Annotated in this window: 20 protein-coding genes; 6 read left to right on the top strand and 14 right to left on the bottom strand. The window is 64.2% G+C overall.

The window, feature by feature from the left end; translation table 11 throughout:
* From LB547_RS20730 to LB547_RS20750, 5 genes are read left to right on the top strand one after another with little or no spacing between them, the layout of a single operon-like run.
* Window positions 1-1098 carry an ABC transporter ATP-binding protein gene (locus tag LB547_RS20730; protein WP_140562477.1) on the top strand — a complete coding sequence of 366 codons (1098 nt, stop codon included), beginning with the start codon at window positions 1-3 and terminating at the stop codon, window positions 1096-1098.
* A 4-nt stretch (window positions 1099-1102) separates the two neighbouring features.
* On the top strand, window positions 1103-2215 hold the full coding sequence (locus LB547_RS20735; RefSeq protein WP_140623726.1) for a mandelate racemase/muconate lactonizing enzyme family protein: 1113 nt from the start codon (window positions 1103-1105) through the stop codon (window positions 2213-2215).
* Between the two features lie 10 nt (window positions 2216-2225).
* On the top strand, window positions 2226-2555 hold the full coding sequence (locus tag LB547_RS20740) for an L-rhamnose mutarotase (protein WP_140497605.1): 330 nt from the start codon (window positions 2226-2228) through the stop codon (window positions 2553-2555).
* Entirely contained in the window at window positions 2548-3624 is a 1077-nt protein-coding gene (locus tag LB547_RS20745; protein WP_140562338.1) for a Gfo/Idh/MocA family protein, read from the top strand. Before LB547_RS20740 ends, LB547_RS20745 begins: the two co-directional genes overlap by 8 nt.
* An 8-nt stretch (window positions 3625-3632) precedes the next feature.
* Window positions 3633-4079, top strand: a complete 447-nt coding sequence (locus LB547_RS20750; RefSeq protein WP_140562340.1) for a MaoC/PaaZ C-terminal domain-containing protein — start codon at window positions 3633-3635, stop codon at window positions 4077-4079.
* 7 nt (window positions 4080-4086) lie between these two features.
* On the opposite strand, the gene LB547_RS20755 is transcribed toward LB547_RS20750, so the two are convergent.
* From LB547_RS20755 to LB547_RS20795, 9 genes are all read right to left on the bottom strand, one after another.
* Window positions 4087-4884, bottom strand: a complete 798-nt coding sequence (locus LB547_RS20755; RefSeq protein ID WP_140497599.1) for an ABC transporter permease subunit — start codon at window positions 4882-4884, stop codon at window positions 4087-4089.
* A 2-nt stretch (window positions 4885-4886) separates the two neighbouring features.
* Window positions 4887-5744 carry a 2-aminoethylphosphonate ABC transporter permease subunit gene (locus tag LB547_RS20760; RefSeq protein WP_140497597.1) on the bottom strand — a complete coding sequence of 286 codons (858 nt, stop codon included), beginning with the start codon at window positions 5742-5744 and terminating at the stop codon, window positions 4887-4889.
* Window positions 5737-6849 carry an ABC transporter ATP-binding protein gene (locus tag LB547_RS20765; protein ID WP_224646565.1) on the bottom strand — a complete coding sequence of 371 codons (1113 nt, stop codon included), beginning with the start codon at window positions 6847-6849 and terminating at the stop codon, window positions 5737-5739. Before LB547_RS20765 ends, LB547_RS20760 begins: the two co-directional genes overlap by 8 nt.
* A gap of 59 nt (window positions 6850-6908) precedes the next feature.
* Window positions 6909-7937: a 2-aminoethylphosphonate ABC transporter substrate-binding protein gene (locus tag LB547_RS20770; protein WP_140497593.1), complete on the bottom strand. Its 1029-nt coding sequence runs from the start codon at window positions 7935-7937 to the stop codon at window positions 6909-6911.
* A 273-nt stretch (window positions 7938-8210) separates the two neighbouring features.
* Complete coding sequence (locus LB547_RS20775; protein WP_140671901.1) at window positions 8211-9221, bottom strand: NAD(P)-dependent oxidoreductase; 1011 nt, start codon at window positions 9219-9221, stop codon at window positions 8211-8213.
* A gap of 2 nt (window positions 9222-9223) precedes the next feature.
* Window positions 9224-10582, bottom strand: a complete 1359-nt coding sequence (locus LB547_RS20780; RefSeq protein ID WP_140497589.1) for an aspartate aminotransferase family protein — start codon at window positions 10580-10582, stop codon at window positions 9224-9226.
* 71 nt (window positions 10583-10653) lie between these two features.
* A complete protein-coding gene (gene phnY, locus LB547_RS20785) occupies window positions 10654-12111 on the bottom strand; it encodes a phosphonoacetaldehyde dehydrogenase (RefSeq protein WP_140564383.1) in 1458 nt (485 codons plus the stop codon).
* Window positions 12112-12345: 234 nt separating this feature from the next.
* A complete protein-coding gene (gene phnA / locus LB547_RS20790; protein WP_140562341.1) occupies window positions 12346-13602 on the bottom strand; it encodes a phosphonoacetate hydrolase in 1257 nt (418 codons plus the stop codon).
* 25 nt (window positions 13603-13627) lie between these two features.
* Window positions 13628-14827, bottom strand: coding sequence for a 2-aminoethylphosphonate--pyruvate transaminase (locus LB547_RS20795; protein ID WP_140497584.1), 1200 nt, complete (start codon window positions 14825-14827; stop codon window positions 13628-13630).
* Between the two features lie 293 nt (window positions 14828-15120).
* On the opposite strand from LB547_RS20795, the gene LB547_RS20800 reads away from it, so the two are divergent.
* A complete protein-coding gene (locus tag LB547_RS20800; RefSeq protein WP_140497582.1) occupies window positions 15121-15990 on the top strand; it encodes a LysR substrate-binding domain-containing protein in 870 nt (289 codons plus the stop codon).
* Here the strand turns inward: LB547_RS20800 and LB547_RS20805 are convergent.
* The 5 genes from LB547_RS20805 to LB547_RS20825 all read right to left on the bottom strand — a co-directional run bounded on the left by LB547_RS20805 (window position 15987) and on the right by LB547_RS20825 (window position 21926).
* Complete coding sequence (locus tag LB547_RS20805; protein WP_140763490.1) at window positions 15987-18464, bottom strand: GcvT family protein; 2478 nt, start codon at window positions 18462-18464, stop codon at window positions 15987-15989. The two genes, LB547_RS20800 and LB547_RS20805, sit on opposite strands and share 4 nt — an antisense overlap.
* An 83-nt stretch (window positions 18465-18547) precedes the next feature.
* Window positions 18548-19336, bottom strand: coding sequence for a DeoR/GlpR family DNA-binding transcription regulator (locus tag LB547_RS20810; protein WP_140525088.1), 789 nt, complete (start codon window positions 19334-19336; stop codon window positions 18548-18550).
* A gap of 127 nt (window positions 19337-19463) precedes the next feature.
* Window positions 19464-19745: a UxaA family hydrolase gene (locus LB547_RS20815; protein WP_140497576.1), complete on the bottom strand. Its 282-nt coding sequence runs from the start codon at window positions 19743-19745 to the stop codon at window positions 19464-19466.
* Window positions 19742-20641, bottom strand: a complete 900-nt coding sequence (locus LB547_RS20820; protein ID WP_140497574.1) for an NAD(P)-dependent oxidoreductase — start codon at window positions 20639-20641, stop codon at window positions 19742-19744. The genes LB547_RS20815 and LB547_RS20820 overlap by 4 nt, the downstream gene beginning before the upstream one ends.
* Before the next feature lie 52 nt (window positions 20642-20693).
* A complete protein-coding gene (locus tag LB547_RS20825) occupies window positions 20694-21926 on the bottom strand; it encodes an ABC transporter substrate-binding protein (RefSeq protein ID WP_140497572.1) in 1233 nt (410 codons plus the stop codon).
* Window positions 21927-21938: the final 12 nt, after the last annotated feature.

Consider the following 21938-nt stretch of genomic DNA (forward strand, 5'->3'; position numbering starts at 1 on the left):
ATGGCAACGGTTTCCCTCCAAAAGCTGACCAAGCGCTACGGCAATGTCGGGATCGTGCACGGCATCGACCTCGACATCGCGGACCGCGAATTCATCGCGCTGGTCGGCCCCTCCGGCTGCGGCAAGTCGACGACGCTCAGGATGATCGCAGGGCTGGAAGAGATCAGCGCCGGCTCGATCGAGATCGGCGGCCGCGTCGTCAACGATTTGCCGCCGCGTTCGCGCAACATCTCGATGGTGTTCCAGTCCTACGCGCTTTATCCCCACATGACGGTGCGCGAGAACCTCGGCTTCTCCCTGAAGATTGCCGGGGCCGCCAAGGAGGATATGGAGCGCCGCGTCGCCGAAGCCTCGGCCATCCTCGGCCTCGACACGCTGCTCGACCGTCGCCCGTCGCAACTTTCCGGCGGCCAGCGCCAGCGCGTCGCCATGGGCCGCGCCATCGTACGCGATCCCGACGTGTTCCTGTTCGACGAGCCGCTTTCAAATCTCGACGCCAAACTGCGCACGCAGATGCGGACCGAAATCAAGAAGCTGCACGCCAAGGTGCGGTCGACGGTGATCTATGTCACCCATGACCAGGTCGAGGCGATGACGCTTGCCGACCGCATCGTCATCATGCGCGACGGCCATATCGAACAGGTCGGCACCCCAGACGAGGTGTTCCGACGGCCGGCGACGCGGTTCGTCGCGGGCTTCATCGGCTCGCCGCCGATGAACCTGCACGAGGCGACGATCGATGACGGCCAGCTGGTTTTCGCCAGCGGCGAAAAGCTGCCATTGCCTAGCCAATTCAAAGCCAATGTCGCCAGGGGTAACAAGGTGGTGTTCGGGTTGCGGCCCGACGACATCTACCCGACCGGCCATGGTATCAGTTCCGGTGGTGCCGCAGACGTCCACCAGATCGAATTGCCGATCACGGTCACCGAACCACTCGGCAACGAGACGCTGGTGTTCGTCGAATTCAATGGCGCAGACTGGGTTTCGCGCATGCTGAACCCAAGAGCTTTGAGATCGGGCGAGCGGATGGCCATGAGCCTCGACCTGTCGCAGGCGCACCTGTTTGCCGCCGACACGGGAAAGTCATTGCGGAGCTGACGACATGGCCACGATCGAAAAGATAGAACTGCGGATGGTGGACCTTGTGCCGAAGGTCAAGCGCACGGACGCGATCCAGAGTTTCGTCAGCCAGGAAACGCCTCTCGTCACGATCACCGATTCCGACGGCGCCGTCGGCACCGGCTACAGCTACACGATCGGCACCGGCGGCTCGTCTGTGATGCGGCTCTTGTCCGACCATCTGGCGCCGCGCCTGATCGGCCGCGACCCCGACATGATCGAGGCGATCTGGCACGATCTCGAATTCGCCACACACGCCACCACGATCGGCGCGATCACGGCCATCGCGATCGCGGCGATCGACACCGCGCTTTGGGACCTGCGGGCGAAGAAGCAGGGCCTGCCTCTGTGGAAGCTGGCGGGCGGCGCCAAGGACCGCTGCCCGCTCTACACGACGGAGGGCGGCTGGCTGCACATCGAGACGCAGGCGCTGGTCGATGACGCGCTGGCCGCGAAGGCCAAGGGATTTCGCGGCTCGAAGGTGAAGATCGGCAAACCGCACGGATCGGAAGATCTGGCGCGGCTGGCGGCGGTGCGCAAGGCGGTGGGCGACGGCTACGAGATCATGACCGACGCCAATCAGGGATTCTCCGTCGACGAAGCGATCCGCCGCGCAGCGAGGCTGCGTGAACTCGATCTCGCCTGGATCGAGGAGCCGCTGCCGGCCGACGACATCGATGGCCATGTGCGACTGTCGAATTCGACGCAGACGCCGATTGCCATCGGCGAGTCGCTCTATTCCATCAGGCATTTCCGCGAATACATGCAGAAAGGCGCCTGTTCGATCGTGCAAGTCGACGTCGGCCGCATTGGCGGCATCACGCCCTGGCTAAAGGTGGCGCATGCGGCGGAGGCCTTCGACATCCCGGTCTGCCCGCATTTCCTGATGGAATTGCATGTCAGCCTCACCTGCGCTGTTCAGAACGGCCGGTATGTCGAGTACATTCCGCAGCTTGACCAGTTGACCGGCAAGCGCATGCGCATCGAGGATGGGCACGCGCTGGCACCCGACGAGCCCGGCATCGGCATCGATTGGGACTGGGACGCGGTCAAGGCCATGAGCATCGCCGAATTCACCACGGCGATCACGAAATAGGGGAACGAACATGCAGCGGATGGGAATGGTTCTGGGACTGAAGCCGGAAAAGGTCGAGGAGTATGTGCGCCTCCATGCCGCCGTCTGGCCCGACGTGCTGACCATGATCTCGGCTTGCAACATCGAGAACTATTCGATCTACCTGAAGCGGCCGGAGAACCTGCTGTTTGCCTACTTCGAATACCACGGCACCGACTATGCCGCCGACATGGCCAAGATGGCGGCAGACCCGAAAACACAGGAATGGTGGGCCCTCTGCATGCCTTGCCAGGAGCCGCTGGCGACCCGCAAGGAGGGCGAATGGTGGGCTTCGATGGACGAGGTCTTCCATCATGACTGAAGGCGGTTTCGACCCTGCCTCACTCATCCAGTCCTGGCCTAAGCCTACAAAGCCCCGGCCGATCGTCACCTTCGGCGCAGGTTCGATTGTCGGCGATGCCCATTTTCCCGCCTACCGGAAGGCCGAGTTTCCGGTTGCCGGCCTCTATGATCCGGACCAGGCCAAGGCGCGGACGTTGGCCGAGAAATGGGGTGTCACCGCATTCCGCTCCGTGGAAGAAGCCGCCGGAATCAACGATGCGATCTTTGATCTCGCGACACCGCCCGGTCGGCATGCCGAGATCCTGAAGGCGCTTCCCGAGGGGGCGGTCGCACTGATCCAGAAGCCGATGGGCAACTATCTCGGCGAGGCAACCGAAATCCTCGAGATCTGCCGCGCCAGGAAGCTCAAGGCCGCGGTGAATTTCCAATTGCGTTTCGCGCCGATGATGCTGGCGCTCAAGGATGCCATCGCCAAGGGATGGCTCGGCGAGGTCGTCGACTTCGACGCCTGGCTGGCGCTGGCGACACCTTGGGAGTTGTGGGAATTCCTGCTCAAGGCGCCGCGTGTCGAGATCGCGATGCATTCGATCCACTATCTGGACCTCGTCAGACAATTGCTGGGCGACCCCAAAGGGGTGCACGCCAAGACGCTCGGCCATCCCAACCATACGGTGGCACAGACGCGCACCAGCGCCATCCTCGACTATGGCGACACCGTGCGCTGCGCGCTGTCGATCAACCATGACCACAAGTTCGGGCGCCGGCACCAGGCCTGCGAATTCCGCATCTGCGGCACCGAGGGCGCGGCCTATCTCAAACTCGGCCTCAACCTCGACTATCCCCGCGGCGAACCGGACGTCCTGGAAATATACCCGAAAGGCGGGACGGATTGGATTGCCGTGCCACTCGCCGGCGAATGGTTCCCCGATGCCTTTGTCGGGCGTATGGCCAATGTCCAGCGCTTTGCTTGCGGAGAAGACGACGAGCTGGTCAGCTCGGTCGAGGACGCCTGGAACACGATGGCGCTGGTGGAAGCCGCCTATAAATCGAGCGCGGCGCCGGCGACGCCGCTGGCCGAAAGGCCGTGAGGCAGGACATGGAACAGATCATTTATTTCGAAGACTACGAGATCGGCTCCTCGCGGCTGACCAGCGGCCGCACCATTACCGAGACCGATTTCGTCGTCCATGCCGGCCACACCGGCGATTTCTTCCCGCACCACATGGACGCCGAGTTCATGAAGACGACGCCGTTCGGCCAGCGCATCGCGCACGGCACGCTGGTGTTCTCGGTCGGCATCGGACTGACGGCAAGCGTCGTCAATCCCGTTGCCTTCTCCTATGGCTATGATCGGCTGCGTTTCATCAAGCCGGTGTTCATCGGCGACACGATCCGCACGCGCACCACCATCGCAGCCAAGCAGGACGATCCGAAGCGGCCGGCCGCGGGCCGGGTCATCGAACGCTGCGAGGTGATCAACCAGCGCGACGAAGTTGTGTTGGCCGCGGATCACATCTACATCGTCGAACGCAAACCCGGCTGAGGCAGCGCTACGATCCCGTGGCGCGGGCGGTGATGCGCTCCAGACCGAGCAGCAGCGCCAGGGTCGCCACCACCAGGATCATGGTGAGCGCTGCTCCCGCAAAGATGTCGCCTCGGTCGGTGAGGCTGAAGATCGACACCGGCAGCGTCACCCAACCCGGCGGATAGACCATCACGGTGGCGCCGAGTTCACCCATCGACAGTGCGAAGCTGAGCCCGAACGCTGCGACCAGATAGGGTGCGAGCAGAGGCAAGGTGACGTGCCAGAGGCGGTAGGCCGGCCGCGCGCCGAGGCTCGATGCCACCTGCTCGAAGTCGGGCGAGAGCCGCGCCAGTCCGGCCGACACATTGCCGAAGGTGAAGGCCGATATCAGCACGAAATGCGCGATCATGACGATCGCGATCGTACCGTTGAGCAGCAGCGGCGGATGGCTGAAGGCGACCAGCAGGCCAAGGCCGACGGAGACCGAAGGCACGGCGCTGGGGACGAAGAACAACAGGCCCAGCAGGCGCCGCAGCGCATGCCCCTGGACCCGCAGCGACAGCGCCGCCCAGGTGCCGCTGACCAGCGCCAGCGCGCTGGCTGCAAAACCGGTGAGAAGGCTCGCCTTGACCGCATCGCCGGCCGCGCCATGCAAGACATCGCTGTAGTGTTCCGTCGTCAGGCTGCTCGGCAGCACCCCGTTCCACTGGCCGGCAAGGCTGGACAGGAGAATGACCGCAAGCGGCGCCAGGAACAGCACACCGAAGATCAGCGCGAAGAGGAGCCACAGAACGAGGCGACCGGAGCGGGACCAAACCAGCATGGCTAGACCCCCAGCCGGCCGGCTGCGAAACGATAGAGCCCGAACAGGCCGAGCGACAGCGCGATGTTGATCAGGGCGATGATGCAGGCGACCTGATAGGCCGATTCCTGGATCGCCTTGCCATAGATCAGCAGCGGCAGCGTGATGACCCCCTTGGCGCCGATGAACAGCACGATGCCGAACTCGTTGACGGTGAGCAGCAGGCAGAGGCTCCCGCCGGCAATGAGTGCCGGAATGGCGGCCGGCAGGATGATTTGGCGCACGATGCGGAACGACCGCGCGCCGAGCACGCTTGCCGCTTCGATCTGGCCGCGGTCCACCAGCGAGAAGGCGGCAAGCAGCGGCCGTAGGATGAACGGCGTGTAGACAGTGACCTCGGCCAGCACCACGCCCCAGCTCGAATAGAGGAAATCGACGGGCGGCGACGGCAGTGAAAAGGTCTCCATCAGCCCTGCGTTGAGCATGCCTGCGGAGCCGTAGAGAAAGGTGAAGGCGAGCGTCACCAGGAAGGTCGGCAATGCGATGAAGGTGTCGATCAGCCTGGCAATGAAGCCGCTGCCGGGGAACGGAACGAAGGCCAGGATCAGTGCCAGCACGAGACCGACGATCAGGCACCCGGCAGTCGCGGTAACCGAAATCGTCACCGTGTTGATCAGCGCGTTGAGGAAGAAGCGCGAATGCAGGACGCGGATCACTTCGGCGACATTGGCAACGCCGCTGTCGTCCAGGAAGGCCTGCCGGGCGATGAGCGCCAGCGGATAGAAGAACAGCAGGGCCAGGAGTGCGGCCGGCGGCACGATCCAGAATCTGCCAGGCTCTCTCCTGACCGCTGGCGAGGCGATAGCGACAGCCTCAGACACCGGCGTCTTCCGGAACGAGCGAGGTGTCGGTGGGCGCGAAGAACAGCGGCACCTTGGCGCCGGGTTCCGGCAGGGCCATCGGCAGTCTCGTCGCCGAGACGCGCACCGTCGTGCCGTCGACATCGAGCACGAGATGGGTGAGTTCGCCTTGCCAGTGCACCTCCAGGAGCGTGCCGACAATGCGATTGGTATGGTCGCCATCGGCCGTCAGGCTGAGGTGCTGGGGCCTGATACAAAGCAGGCTCTTGTCGCCGGCCTTCTCGTCACGGCCGGTGCCCATCAGCACCGCGTCGCCATGCCTTGCCGCGGCAAAACCCTTGGAGCCGGCAGCCTCGGCAATGGTGACCGGCAGTAGATTGGCGCGGCCGAGGAACTCGGCGGTGAAGCGGTTGGGCGGGCGGCGGTAGAGCTCGGTCGTCGGTCCATGCGAACAGACCGAGCCGTCGCGCATGATGGCGATCTTGTCGGCGAGGGTGAGCGCCTCTGTCTGGTCGTGAGTGACATAGAGGATCGTCAGGCCCGGCAGGCTGCGGTGCAGCCTGGCGATCTCCTCGACCATATTGCGGCGGATCTGTGCGTCCAGCGCCGAAAGCGGCTCGTCAAGCAGCAGCACGCGGGGCCGCACGGCAAGAGCGCGCGCAATCGCGACACGCTGCTGCTGGCCGCCGGAAAGCTCGCGCGGATAGCGTCCTGCATAGGCAGCCATGCCGACGGTACCGAGTGCATCCTTGACCCGCTCGGCGATCAGCGCCTTGTCGGCTCCCTGAGCCCTGAGGCCGAAGGCGACGTTGTCCTCGACCCGCATATGCGGAAACAGCGCGTAGTTTTGAACCACCATGCCGAGCCCGCGCTCATAAGGCGGCAGATCGGTCACATCCGTCGCGCCAATGCGGATTCGTCCGCTTCTCGGCCGCACGAAGCCGGCCACCGCCCGCAAGGCGGTGGTCTTGCCGGAGCCGGATGGGCCGATCATCGCCAGGATCTCGCCGGGAGCAATATCCAGGGTCAGCGGATGCAAGACGACGTGAGCGCCATAGGCGACAACAACCTTGTCGAAATGGACGTTGGAGCCGGCGCCGCGAACCTTCGCGGCGTCGATGTCCATGACACTGGTCCCAGTAAAAGCGGCGGCCGACATGGCATGGTCCTCCGGATTGGCAGGGATCAACTTCCGGTCGCTTCGTTCCACCGCTTGACGTAGTCAGGCAGCTTGGCCAGAGCGTCATCCCAGTTCGGCGACCAGATGGTCAGGCCCTTCATCGCCTCTTGCGCCTTCGCGAAATTGGCGTCGTTCGGCGTCACATCCTTGCGGGCCGGCAGACCAAGAGCCACGGAACTGACCTTCGACTGAGCTTCCTTTGAGAGCAGGAAGTCGATCAGCTTCTTGCCGTTGTCGGCATTGGGCGCGCCGGTTACCAGGCCGATCTCATAGGGCAGCGCAAAGGTGGAGCGCACGCCGTCAGGCCCCGCCGGCCAGAACACCTTGATGTTGGGATTGTCGGCCATTTGCGACATGTTCATCTGCAAATCGCCGTTGGCGACATGCAGCTCGCCCTTGTTGACCAGCGCCGTCAGCTTGCCGGTCGAAGCGGAGGGGCCGACATTGTTGTCCTGCAATTTCCTCATGAACTCGAAACCTGCATCCTCGCCGCCGAAGGCATGGATGATCTGCAGCATGACAGCGGTGCCGTCGCCGGCCTGGCCGGGCGTCGAGTATTGGATCTTGCCCTTGAATTTCGGGTCCAGCAGATCGTCGTAGCTCTTCGGCGCTTCCGAAAGCACGGCGCTGTTGTAGATGAAGTTCATGTAGTTGTTGACCAGCGGCCGGTATTTGTCGGTGCCGCCGTCGATCTGGTCCGCCCCTTCGGGCTTGTAATCCTGCAGCAGGCCGCCGGCGGCGGCGCGCTGCACGAAGGGCGGCAATGTCACCAGCACGTCCGCTTGCGGGTTCGACTTCTCCTTGGCGACACGCTCAACGACACCGCCCGAACCAGCCTCGATATACTGCACTTTTATGCCGGTGGCCTTGGTGAAGGCGGCGAACTCGGTTTCGAACCAGCTGCCGTTGCCGTCATGCAGGCCATCGGCGGAGTAGATGGTGACGACGCCATCTGCCATCGCCGGTCCGATGAGGGCAGCCGACGCCAGCAACGCGGCGAAAGCCGCGACCGTGGTTGCGTTGCGTGATTTCATGTCCAGTTCCCCTTTTTGATTGATGGCACATTCTGCGATGCACTGTGGCGACGGCGCCGGCTGCTTCTGCTTCTGCTTCTGCTTCTGCTTCGATTAGTACCGGCAGCGTCGTCGTTAGGACAACTCTGGGGATTGGGAATCGATAAGTAAAATCTATTTATTTTATGACAGGCAAACTTCATCTGATAGTTGTCATGGAACCGTCGCAGTCATGTCGCGAACATATTTCGGCCTGCTCAGGGCAGGCCGTCGAAGCGTTTGAGCAGGTGATGATCAGACGAATGAAACGCCAGAAGTCTGCGCCCGCAACCGCGGGTCGGACGAGCGCACGGTCACCGGCCGGCCGTCGAGAATCTCAAAGCAGCGCGCGAGCGTGTCGTCCTCGAGCCGGCGCATCGCCTCATGCGTAAAGAAGGTGAGGTGCGGGAACAGGATGACGTCCTCGCGGCCGAAAAGCGCGCCCATCGGATGGCCCGATTTGGCCAGCGGCTCGACCGAATAGACGTCGAGCCCGGCGCCGCCGATGCGCCCGGAAACGATCGCCTCGACAAGGGCCGCCTCGTCGATGAGCGCGCCGCGCGAGACGTTGACGATGATGGCGGAAGGTTTGAGACAGGCGAGTTCAGCCTTGCCGATCAGGCCGCGCGTGCTGTCGTTCAGCACGCAATGGATTGAGACGAAGTCGCAGGCGCGAAGCATTGCCTGGAGGTCGTCGGCTTTTTCGATGCCGGCGGCGCGCATCGTTTCGGCGTCGACACCGGGATCGAAGCCAAGAAGCCGCGCATGAAATCCCTGGCCGGCCATGCGCGCCATGCTGCGGCCGATTTTGCCACAACCAACGATCCCAAGCGTGGCGCCTGAAATGTCGCGTCCCAGCCAGCGCGGCTCGGGCCAGATCCAGCCATCGCGCGATACCGCCGCGGTGATGGCGGGCAGCCGCTTGGCCAGCGCGACCATCATGGCGAAAGCACCTTCGGCGACGGTTTCCTCGGCATATTCGGGCACGTTGACGACGGGGATACCGCGCCTCATGGCAGCGGGGATATCGATGGCGTCGATACCGACGCCATATTTGACGATGCCCTTCAACCTGGGCGCCGCGTCGATCACCTCCGCAGTGACTGGCGTGTAGCACATCAAGAGCAGATCGGCGTCGGCGACCGCGGCTTTGAGCTCCGCCTCGGAAATGCCGTCCGGCAGCGTCACCAGCTCGACACCCCTTGCCCGCAAGCCGGCATCGATGCCTGGACATTCGAGCTCGCGGTCGGTGCGGACGGCCTTCACGGTCAGGCTGTCAGCACGGCGCGTTCGACGATGTCGAGCGCACGGTCGAGATCGGCTTTCGAAATCACCAGCGGCGGTGACAGCGTCAGCACGTTGCCGTGGCTGACCTTGAAGCTCAGCCCCCGTTCGAGGCAGGCATAGAAGACGCGTTCGGCAAGATCGCGCGCGGGCTGGCGCGAGGTACGGTCCTCGACAAGTTCGACGCCGACCATCAGCCCCCTGCCCCTGACATCGCCGACATGGGGCGAGCGCCCCATCAGATCCTGCATGCGTCCCAGCATATGCCGGCCAAGCTCGGCCGCACGCTCGACCAGTCCTTCTTCCAGGATGATATCGATCGTCGTCAGCGCCGCGCGCGTCGTCACCGGGTTCTTCTCGTGGGTGTAGTGACCGATGGCAAAACCGCCGGTGACGTCGAGATCGCGGCGGGCGATGACAGCGGCGATCGGCAGGATGCCGCCGCCGAGCGACTTGCCGAGAACGACGATGTCCGGCGTCACGCCGTCATGCTCATGGGCGAAGAATTTTCCGGTCTTGCCAAGGCCGGTCGGTATCTCGTCGAAGATCAGCAGCGTGCCGTGCCGGTCGCAGGCCTCGCGCACCCGATTCCAGAAACCGGGCGGCGGCGGGTTGGGCGTGGCCCGCATCGGCTCGGCGACGACCGCGGCCACATCCTGTTCGCGACCGAGCACATAAGCGATCATGTTGGCGCAGGCGAGCCCGGAGGCTTCCAGGGTGCCGTGGCCGTAAGGACAGCGGTAGCCGTCCCAGGGCGCGACATGTTCGGTGCCGGTCATCATCGGGCCGGCGATATGGGAACGGAAGGTCGCTTCGCCGCCGACGCTTGCGGCACCGAAGCCGGCGCCATGAAAGGCATCCCAGAACGAAACCGTCTTGAAGCGACCGGTCGCGGCGCGCGCGATCTTCAGCGCCACCTCGATGGCGTCGGAACCGCCTGTCGTGAACAGCACCTTGCCGAGATCGCCGGGCGCCAGCTCGGCCAATTTCTCGGCCAGTTCGACAGCGGGTTCGCAGGTGAAGCGGCGCGGCGCAAAACAGAGATCGTCGAGCTGTTTCTTGATCGCGGCGACCAGCTTCGGATGGCCATAGCCGAGATGGTGCACGCTGTTGCCGTGGAAATCCATGAAACGGCGGCCGGCGGTGTCCTCGATCCAGATGCCTTCGGCCTTGGCAATCGTCGAAAGACAGGGGCTGGACAGGCTCTGGTGCATGAAGGCCGAAGCGTCGCGGTCAAGCAGCCCGCGGATGCGCGGATCATCCTGGCCGGAATCCCAGCGGCTGCGGGCCGCCGTGGTGTTGGAATCACCCTCGGTATGGACAAGCTCTTTGATCGCGGCCATAACCCTCTCCGAAACGCGAATGAGGGAGCGTGGAACGCTCCCTCTGTTGTTCTGTCAGCCGAGTGGTCCGGTCAGGACCAGGGCAGCGAAAACGTCTTCACATTGGTGTAGCTCTTCATCGCCTCGATGACGCCTTCCTTGTAGCCATTGCCACTGTCCTTGATCCCGCCGAAGGGCGACATCTCGATGCGGTAGCCCGGCACTTCCCAGATGTTGACGGTGCCGACCTGAAGGCCGGCAATGTATTTCTGTATGCGGGGGAACGAGTTGGTGCAGACGCCCGAGGACAAGCCGAAGGCGGTCGAGTTGGACAGCCTGATCAGCGCCTCGTCATCGTCCGGTGCGCGCACGATCGGGATGATCGGCCCAAACGTCTCTTCCATCACCAGTTCGGATGTGTGCGGCACGCGATCGACGACGATCGGCGGCAGCAGCGCGCCTTGCCGGCCCGGATTGTAGAGGATTTCGGCGCCCTGCCCGGCGGCCATGTGGACCCGGGCTTCGAAGAGTGCCGCCGCCTTCTCGTGCACGACGGTGCCGAGATCGGTCGTGCGGTCCATCGGGTCGCCGAAGCGGATCTTTCGGGCCCGCTCCAGCACCAGCGGCACGAAGCGGTCGGCGATGCTTTCCTGGACGAGGATGCGCTTGACCGCCGTGCAGCGCTGGCCGGAGTTCTTCGTGGCGCCGGCGACGGCGAGATCGGCGGCCCTGGCCAGATCGTCGTCCGAGAGATCGTTGAGGATGATCAGCGGATCGTTGCCGCCGAGCTCCAGCACCTGGCGCTTGTAGCCGGCTGTGCGGGCGATCATCTTGCCGACCGGCACGCCGCCGGTGAAGGTGATCAGGTCGATGTTGTCGTTGGTGATCATCTCGTTGCCGATGTCGGCCGGCCAGCCGGTCACCACCGACAGCATTTCCGGCGGCAGGCCGGCTTCGTAGAGGATGTCGGCCAAAAGCAGCGCCGTCATCGGCGTCAGTTCGGTCGGTTTGACCACCACGCAATTGTTGGTGGCGATCGCCGGCGCCACCTTGTGCGAGACCATGTTGAGCGGATGGTTGAACGGGGTGATCGCCGAGATCGCCTTCAGCGGCTCGCGCGTGGTGAAGATCTTGCGCGCTTTGCCGTGCGGGGTGAGATCGCAGGAGAAGATCTGGCCGTCATCCTGGATGCACATCTGCGCCGACAATGTGAACACGTCATAGGCGCGGCCGACCTCATAGAGCGAATCCGTCTTGGAGATGCCGAGCTCGAGCGTGATGAGATCAGAGATTTCTTCCCGGCGCGACGCGAGTTTTTCCGCCGTGCGGAACAGGATCTGCTGGCGCTCGTAGCGCGTCAGCTTCGACCTGTAGCCGGCGGCGATCTCGAAGGCCTGGCGGGCATGCTCGGCGCGGCCGGCAGGCACGGTGCCGATAACGGTGTCGTTCCAGGGATAGCGCACCTCGACAACGTCGTCGGCATCAACCTTCTTGCCGGCGATGCGCATCGGCTCGTGGCGAACTTTGATGGCAGGGTCGAGTTGGGTCATGTGCTCTGCTCCAGCAGATTCTTGGGTACGTCGCGGCGAGGGTCGACCCCCACTCCGGCCCTTCGGGCCACCTCTCCCCCGATCGACGGGGGAGAGGAAATCAGGTGAGGTCAGCGCCCCAGGCTTGGCGCCTTTCCTCTCCCCCGTCGATCGGGGAGAGGTGCCGAGCGGAGCGAGGCGGAGTGGGGTCGACCAGCGCCATCTTGGAGGCGACACCGGCACCCGACCCATCCGTCACGCGAGCGCGGCCGCCATCGTCGCGTAGTAGAACGCGTCGAAGTTCCTCAGCACGGGCTCATCAGGCAAATCGGCCAGCACGCGGTTGACGATGAACGGCACCTCCTGCTCGGTCAGCCCGCCATGCGAGCGCAGCGGCTCGTTGAGGGCTGCCAGGTCGTGGCGGTGTTCCGAGGTGCCGATCGTCTTGTTCTGCGTCGAGATCAGCACGATGTCGCCGATGCGGTCGGCCGGCAGTTCGAAACGCTCGCAGGCGGTCGGGCTGTCGACAACCAGCATGATGCCGTCGATCTTCGCCAGCCGCGCCATGATGTCGGCCTGATCGGCGCCGTCAGGAAGGTAGGCGGTGGCGAACGAGCCGAGCGCGCCGTGATGCACGACATAGGGATCTGTGATCGGCAGAATGACGCGCGCGGCATCCTTGCCCAGCCATTCGTCGAGCAGGTCCTGGACATAGACGACGTCAGGCGAACCATCCTGCTTGTGCTTGGGCTTCATGCCGTGGTCGGCGGTCACCACGATTGCCGCGCCCAGCGCATCAAGCTCGGCCAGGTACTTGTCGAACATCTCGTAGAAGGCGTTGGCCTGGGGCACGCCGGGCGCGTATTTGTGCTGCACATAGTCGGTGGTGGTCAGATACATGATGTCGGGGCGGAATTCCTTCAGCAGCTGGACGCCGGCGGCGAAGACGAATTCCGACAGTTCGGCCGAATAGACTTCCGGTACCGGCAGTCCAAAATGCTTCGAGGCATTGTTGATGCCGTGCTCGGCCTTGGTGGTGGTGTCGGATTTTTCGGCCGAGAAGCACAGCGCGCGGCCGTCGTCGAAGGCGAGGCCCTTGCCGAGCAGCGCACGCAATTTGTCCTTGGCGGTGACCACCGCGACCTTGGCGCCGGCATCGTAGAAGGCCTGGAAGATGGTGGGCGCGCGCAGGAAGCGCGGGTCGTTCATCATCACTTCCTTGCCGGTTTCGCGCTCGTAGAGGTAGTTGCCGCAAATGCCGTGCACCGAGGGCGGGCGGCCTGTGGCTATCGACAGATTGTTGGGGTTGGTGAAGCTCGGAATGACAGAATGCGCAAAACGCACCGTGCCTTTCTGCTTGATCCTGACCAGCGCCGGCATCAGCCCGGCCTTGATGGCTTCGTCGAGATAGGCCGGCTCGCAGCCGTCGAGGCAGATGGCGATGGCCGGCACACGTGGCCAGGCGTAGGTGCGGCCGTTGACCGCGACGTTGATGGGAGACATCTGGTTCATCGAAATCCTCAAAAATTCTGCCGCTTCAGGCGGCGAGTTTGGCGCGCTCGGCGATTGCCGCGGCGGGAGGAGCGGCGGTGTCGACGTCCATCTCCTTCAGCGACTGCGCCGCCGCCTCTACGACGCGGCGCATGACATGTTCGTCCATCTGGCCGATGCAGCCGATACGGAAGCTATCGACGACGGTCAGCTTGCCCGGATAGATGATGAAGCCCTTGTCCTTCATCAGCTCGTAGAAGCGGTCGAAGGCGAAGTTGGCGTGGGCCGGGTTGAAGAAGGTGACGATGATCGGCGACAGCCAGCGATCCCTGAGCAAAGTCTCGAAGCCGAGCTCGCGCATGCCGGCCACCATCACGTCGCGGTTCCTGGTGTAGCGGGCGCCGCGGCCGGCAACACCGCCCTCGGCCTCGTGCTGGCGAAGCGCTTCAAGGAAGGCGGCGACGACATGGGTCGGCGGAGTGTAGCGCCACTGCCCGGTCTTGTTCATATGCGCCCACTGCGCATGGACGTCGAGCGACAGCGAATGGCTGCGGCCCTTGGCGGCTTCCAATTCGCTCTTGCGGGCGATGATGAAGCCGAAGCCCGGCACGCCCTCGATGCACTTGTTGGCGGACGAGACCATCGCCTCGTAGCGGATCTCGTTCACGTCGAGCGCGATGGCGCCGAAGGCGCTCATGGAATCGACCAGCAGCTTGCGGCCCTTGGCATGGACGGCTTCGGCAATCTCGGCGACGGGGTTGAGGATGCCGGAACTGGTCTCGCAATGGATGGCGATCACATGCGTGATGGCAGGATCGGCCTCGAGGGCGGCGGCCACCTCGTCGCCGCGCGGCGGCAGGTAGTCGCCCTTGTCGATCAGCGTATAGGCGCGGCCGAGATACTGCATGGTCTGGGCCGCGCGCAGGCCGTAGGCGCCATTGGCCAGGACCAGAACCTTGCCGTCCTTCGGCACGAACGAACCCAGCATCGCCTCGACGCAGAAGGAGCCGCTGCCTTGCATCGGCACACAGTCGAATTCGCCTTTCGCATCGCCGGTCAGCGCCAGCAGGCGGCGGCGCATGTCTGACGTCATGGCGCGGAAATCGCCGTCCCAGGATCCCCAGTCGCGCAGCATCGCCTGCTTGACCGGATAGGAGGTGGTGAGCGGCCCGGGCGTCAGCAGGTATGGCTCGCCCAGCGCCGGACCGGCCAACGGCTCCGCGGCAAATTTCGTCTCGGCGAGCATAGTGTCCTCCGCTGCTTTTTATGTGGGGCCATTCTTGGCTGGAACGACGTATTTGTAAAATCGTTATTTTGTATTGATGTATAAGCTAACCCGATGATCTGGCTTGCAGTCGAATTATTGCCCGGCGGGATAATCGCGCCTCCAGCCGAGCGCAGCCTGCGTGGTATCCATGACACGTGCGTGACCGTGGGCGATCCTCCCCAGATATAAGAAGAATCGTTCCTTCATGCCTTTTTGCCTGCGAGGCTTATGATAGGTTGGCGGCCGGAACTCGGATCTAGAAAGGTGAGAACATGCGCTACGTTCAATTGCGAGCCTTTCACCAGGTGGCGATATCAGGCGGGTTTTCACGTGCCGCGGAAGCGCTGTTCCTGACGCAGCCGGCAATTTCGGACCAGGTGCGCAAGCTCGAGGAAGAATATGACGTGCTGCTGTTCAACCGGAACAAGAAGCAGGTCACGCTGACCCATTCGGGCCAGAAGCTGCTCGAAATTACCCACCGCATGTTCGACACCGAGCAGCAGGCGCTCGAGCTTCTGACGGAATCGCGCGCCCTGCGCTCCGGCACGCTGCGCATCGTCGCCGACGCCGCGCATCATCTGCTTCACATCCTCGGCAGTTTTCGCGCGCGCTATCCCGGCGTCCAGGTTTCGCTGCGCGCCGGCAACACCGAGACGGTAATCAGCAGCCTCTACAGCTATGATGCCGACATCGGCGTGCTGGGCGAGGTGCCGACCGGACGCGACTTCGAGGTGCTGAAACTCAATTCGACGCCGATCATCGCTTTTGCGTCCGTCGATCATCCGCTGTCGGGCAAGAAATCATTGAGCCTCAAGCAACTCGCGCAGGAATCGCTGGTCATGCGGGAGCGCGGCTCCAAGACGCGCCAGAAGCTCGAGGATCTGGCCGCGGCATCGAAGGTCGAACTCAGGCCGGTGATCGAGGCCGAAGGCCGTGAAGCCGTCCGCGAGATCGTCGCCTCGGGTGCCGGCATCGGCTTTGTCTCGGCGGCCGAATTCGGCCAGGATTCGCGGCTGGTAGCGATCGCGCTCGACGCGCCTGAGACGTTGATGGACGAAGCGCTGATCTGCCTGCGCGAACGCAGCGGCGGCAAGCTGGTGCGCGCCTTCCTCGACATGGCGCGTTCGATGTCGGCGGATTAGGCGGCGGCCCTGATCTCCTCCACATCCGCTTTCACCCGTTCCGACTTCGGATCGTAAGGGGTGCGCAAATGTGCCGTGGCCGCGTGGCGAACGCCGGCAAGATCGATCTCGAAACGGCCGCTAGCCAGAAACGCAGCGTCGACGCCCGTCTCGTTCTCGATCAGCCCGAGCGCCACCGAGCGGCCAAGCGTGTGACCGTAGGCGGCCGAGCGGACCTCGCCGACGGGCTTGCCGTCGCGCAGGATCAGCTCGCCGCCCCACAGCATCGGCTCGGCATGGTCGAGCGTGAACAGTACGATGCGTTTTGCTGGCGCCGTCGACGGCTTGGCCTCGACCAGCGCGTCACGGCCGATGAAGCCACCCGGTTTGTCCATGGCGACGGCGAAGCCAAGCCCCGCCTGCCAGGGGGTAATGTCAGGCGTCAACTCACGGCCCCAGGCGCGAAAACCCTTTTCGATGCGCAAGGCATCAAGCGCGTAGTAGCCGGCGTCCAGGAGGCCGAATTCGCCGCCAGCCTCGTGCAGCGCCTCGTAGACGCCGACGGCGAATTCCGTCGGCACGATCAGCTCCCAGCCGAGCTCGCCGACATAGGTCATGCGGTTGGCGTAGGCGGTAGCGTAGCCGATATCGATCTCGCGGATGGTGGCGAAGGGGAAGCCGGCGTTGGAAAGATCGGCCGACGACAATTTGCCCAGGAGATCGCGCGAGCGCGGCCCCATCAGCGCCAGCACCGCGTAGGACGAGGTGACGTCGGTCACGATGGCATGTGCGTCCGGTGGGATGTTCCTGGCGATCCAGTCGGCGTCGTGGACCGCTTGCGCCGAACCGGTGACGATGAGGAATTTTTGCGCACCAAGTCGCATTACGGTCAGATCGCTTTCGTACCCGCCGCGCGCGTTGAGCACGCCCGTGTAAACGGATGTACCGACCGGTACATCGACATTGCCGGCGCAGATGCGGTTGAGCAGGGCACAGGCGTCGCGGCCCTGCACGAGAAGCTTGGCGAAAGAGGTCTGGTCGAATACGGCAACAGCCTCGCGCGTCGCCTTCATTTCGCGCTTGACTGCCTCATGCCAGTTCTGGCGGCCGAAGGCATAATCGTTCCCGGCCCTCTCTGCCGGGACCGCGAACCAGTTGGCGCGCTCCCAGCCCATCTTGGAACCGAAGCAGGCGCCCCTGGCGTCCAGCCGGTCGTAGAGCGGCGAGCGGCGGAAGGGTCGGGCGGTGTCCAGCTCGCGGTTCGGCCACGGCATGGCGTAATGCAAACCGAGCGTCTCCTTGACGCGATCATGCAGCCAGCGCGGATTGTTGTTGAAGGCGGCGAAGCGCCTGATATCGACAGGCCACAAATCCATGGTCGGCGCGCCGTTGACGATCCACTCGGCCAGCGCCTTGCCGGCGCCGCCGGCGCTGGCGATGCCCATCGAGTTAAAGCCGGCGCCAACATAGAAATTCTTCAGCTCCGGCGCCTCGCCGAGGAGAAAATTGTTGTCGGGCGTAAAGCTTTCGGGACCGTTGTAGAACTTCTTGACCTCGGCTTGCGCCAGTTGCGGCACGCGCACCAGCGCGTTTTCCATCAGAATCTCGAACTGATCCCAATCGTCCGGCAGCAGCGCGAACTCGAAATTCTCGGGGATGCCGTTCATGCCCCACGGCTTGGCATGCGGTTCGAAGCCGCCCATGACCAGCCCGCCGACCTCTTCCTTGAAATAGATGAAGCCGTCCGGATCGCGCATGACGGGCAGGCCCGGATGCACACCCTCGATCCGGCCCGTGACGATGTACATATGCTCGGCCGAATGCAGCGGCACCGAGACGCCGCACATCAGCCCGACCTTACGCGCCCACTGGCCGGCGCAGTTGACGACGATCTCGGCGACGATGTCGCCACGGTCGGTCTCGACACCGCAGGCGACGCCGTTTCTCACCGTGATGCCGGTGACCTTGACGCGCTCGAATATCCTCGCGCCGCGATTGCGCGCGCCCTTGGCGAGCGATTGCGTGAGATCGGTCGGATTGGCCTTGCCGTCGCCAGGCAGCCAGACCGCGCCGACCAGATCGTCCGTCGCCATGACCGGCCACAGATCGCCGGCTTCGCTCGGCGAGATGACGTCGATCTCAACGCCTTGGGCGCGCGCCGACGCAGCCGTACGCTTCAGCACCGTCATGCGGTCGGCGGTGCGCGCCACCGACAGCGAGCCGCAATTCTTCCAGCCGGTCGCGAGACCGGTCTCGGCCTCCAGTTCGCCATAGAGCTGAGTGGAGTACCTGATCAGGCTGGTCATGTTGGAATGGCTGCGCAATTGCCCGACCAGACCCGCCGCATGCCAGGTGGTGCCGCCGCTGAGCTGACCCTGCTCGAGAAGGACAACGTCGGCCCAGCCGAGCTTCGTCAGGTGATAGGCGACGGAGCAGCCGATGATGCCGCCGCCGACGATCACGACGCGTGCCTGCGTTGGAAATTCATGTGCCATGAGGGTTCCGCCATCTTGAGGGATGGTCGGCAAGCTAACACAGGAAAGTCAAATATCAAGTCAAAAAGCCACAAAATATCACATCAAGATGCGATGATCAGTTCCGGCCCTTTTTGTAAAAGCGCGTCGGCAAGCGCAGGTTGCGGCCGGGCGTCGACGATAACGCCGGCGGTGCGGTCGAAGTTCGGAATCCTCAGCGGCGTCAGCTTGCCGAACTTGCTGCTGTCGAGGACGAAATAGGTCTTGCCGGCGAGCGCGATCATGCGGCCGCGCTGCTCGGCGCCGGCCCTGGTGAAATCGGTCACTTCGCCATCCGGCGATAGCGCGCCGCCGCCGAGAAAGGCGATGTCGACGCGAAAGCGCGCCATTGCATCCAGCGCATCGATGCCGGAAGCGGCCTCCTCGCCCGGGTCGACTTCACCGCCCAGTATGTGCACACGCATGCCGGGCACATGGCACAGGTGCAGTGCAATCTTCAGGCTGGCCGTGCATATGGTGAGATCGCGCAGATCATTCATGGCCTGCGCGACGGCCAAGGTGGTGGTGCCGGAATCGAGGAAGACCACCATACCGCTGCTAACGAGGCCGGCCGCCGCCCTGCCGATGGCCGCCTTGCCAGGCGCATTCTCCCGGCTGCGCAGGCCCATTGCCGGCTCGCTCGGCTCGAAGCGAGCGGCGCCGCCGTGCACGATGCCGAGCCGTCCCTGGTCAGAAAGCAGCTTCAGGTCGCGGCGGATGGTCTCGCGCGAGACGTCGAAGAAACCGGCCAGTTCGGCGACGCTGACCGAGCCCTGGGCACCCAGGCGCCTCAGGATCTCGTCATGGCGGCGAGGAGCAAGGGCACGTGCCGGCAGACGGCTGTCGGGGGACATGAAGAACCTCATATCGAACGAATGATGTTGCAATATGTGGCAGTGAACCGGCCGGAAGGCAACCGCGAGGACGGCGTGGCCATAGTCGATCGATAAGGTCTGGCCCTGTTCGGGTGCTGACCCGGCGTCAGCGTCCGCGCAGGCTTTGCAGATTGTGCACGTGGACGTGGTCGCCGGCCGCCACGGCAGCCGTCAGGCGGCCGATCGCCTCGCCGTATTTGCGTATGGTGGAGCCGGCGGCCAGGTCGTGCAACGCCAGCTTATGACCGGCTTGCAACGCGGCGCCGGCCTTGAGGACAACCCCCTCGCGGGCGCCTCGCGTCGTCACTTCGGCGCCTGCCTCGACCGGTTCGACGAGGACAGCCACGTCGTCGTCAGCGTGCAGCACTATGGCTCCAGGCTTGGTCATGCGCCGGCAAGCCGGACCTGGACGCCGGTCGCGTCTTCGCGCAGCTTCAGCACGGCGCCGACATCCTTGCCCGCCATGCCAGCATCCATCGCCTCCCTGAGCACGGCGAGCGTGGCGCCCCCGACCGGCGTCTCGACGCCGAGCGCGTCGTTCATCGCCAGGGCAAGCCGGCAATCCTTGTGGGCAAGCTTGACCATGAAGCCTGGCTCGAAGTCGCCCTTGAGCGCGCGATTGTGCATCGCCACCGCCAATTGCTGGTTCCAGGCCATCGTCGTCTTCAGCACGTTGATCATGGTGTCGAGCGTCAGGCCCGCCTTGGCGCCGGCGACCAGCGCCTCGGAGCTGGCCGTTATCAGCACGCTGGCCAGCAGGTTGTTGGTGAGCTTCATTGCCTGCCCCATGCCGAGCCCGCCGCAATGGATGAGGTCGGCCCCCATGCTCGACAGGATCGGGCGCGCGCGCTCCAGCACGGCGGCATCGCCGCCGATCATCAGCGTCGAGGTTCCGGCGATGGCGTGCTCCACCGTCTTGCCAACAGGGCTGTCGATCATGTCGACGCCGCGTTGCGCCAGCCATGCGCCGATACGCTGGGTGGTCTGCGGGTCGATCGTGCTCATGTCGATATAGAGGCTGCCGGCCCTGAGGCCATGACCGATGCCGTCGGCACCGAGCACGGCGGCCTCCACATCAGGCGCATCCGGCAGCATGGTGATGACGATTTCCGATTGCTGTGCAACCTCGCGGGGCGACGCCGCCGCCCGAGCGCCGGCCTCGACGAGTTTTTTCACCGCCACGGGATTGAGGTCGAAGACCGTCAGCGCGTGTCCCGCCTTGAGCACGTTGCGGGCCATGGGTGCGCCCATGGTTCCAAGCCCGACAAAACCGACTGACGTCATGGATCAACTTCCTTCCCTGAATTACTCTGAATGCGCGTGCCGCCCGAACTCCTCAGGACGGCACTTTCCACTGGTCGAGCTGCCATGCCGGCAGGCCACGCAGATCCTTGGCATTCTTGTCGGTGAAGCCGCTTTCGTCCGGCACCTTGCCCGTGCCCTCATAGGCTTTCTGAAGCAGCGGCGCCGCCTTGCCGAAGGCGGCCTTGACCTGGTCCCAGCTCAGCGCCTCAGGAATCATCTTGCCGGCAACCATGAACTGGGAGATTTGGCTGATTGCCGCCGCATCGCCTTCGGTCGGCCAGATCCAGCCGCGCTGGAAAAGCACCTCGTCGCCGATGACCTTGGCGCCCAGCGCAGGATCGAGCCCCCAATATTTGACAACCGACTGCGAGATCTCCCGCGGGTCGATCTTCTGGAGATCGGCAAGCGCGCGTTGCGCGGCCGTCAGGAAGGCCTGGCCGAGCGCGGCATCGTCGCCGACGATGCGGTCGCTGCAGATCCAGAAGGAACGGTGCAAATAGTAGCCGTCGGGGTAGAATTTCGACTTCTTGACGCCGGGCAGCATGTGGCCTTCGCCCTCGCCCGCGGGTCCGCTGTAGCCGGCCTCGGTATAGCCGAACGAATTCATGATCCCGGTGAGGCCGGTTTCGGCATTCGCCTTGAGGAAGGCCGGGTAGATCACCACCGACGCGTCCATGCCCTCCGGGAGGGACGCGGCAACGGCCTGGGTCGGCGTGTTGACGATGTTGATGCCGAAGGCGCGCGGGTCGGCGTCGCCCAGTTCCTGCAGCAGCATTTGCGAGAGCGCGTTGTAGGGGTCGCCGCCGACAAGCGCGCCGACGGTCTTGCCCTTGAGGTCGCCGATGTTCTTGATGGCGGAGCCCTTGCGGGTCGCCAGCACCATGCGCATGTGGCCCTCACCGACGGTGAGAATGTTGATCGGCTGCGCCTGCGAAAGCAGCCGCACGATCGGGGTGTTGCCCCACATGCCGATGTCGAGATCGCCGGAGACGAAAGCCTCCACCATCGGCAGCGCGGAAGGATAGTCGCGCCAGTCGACTGTCAGGTCGTAGCCGAGTTCGGCGGCCGCCTTCTCGAGCAGCTTTTCGTTGATCATGCGTTGCGTCAGCGGCGAGTTGCCAGCCGCGTAGGGCTGGCGGCCGATTGAGACCTTGGCCGGCTTGCGGTCCTGCGCCCGCACGATCGATGGCATGGCCAGCGCGGCAGCCGCGGCACCACTCAGGACTGCGCGTCGGTTGAATGCGGTTTCCAGAAGTTTCCTCATGACAATCCTCTC

Source organism: Mesorhizobium sp. B264B1B (assembly GCF_020165765.1).
Classification (GTDB): Bacteria; Pseudomonadota; Alphaproteobacteria; order Rhizobiales; family Rhizobiaceae; genus Mesorhizobium.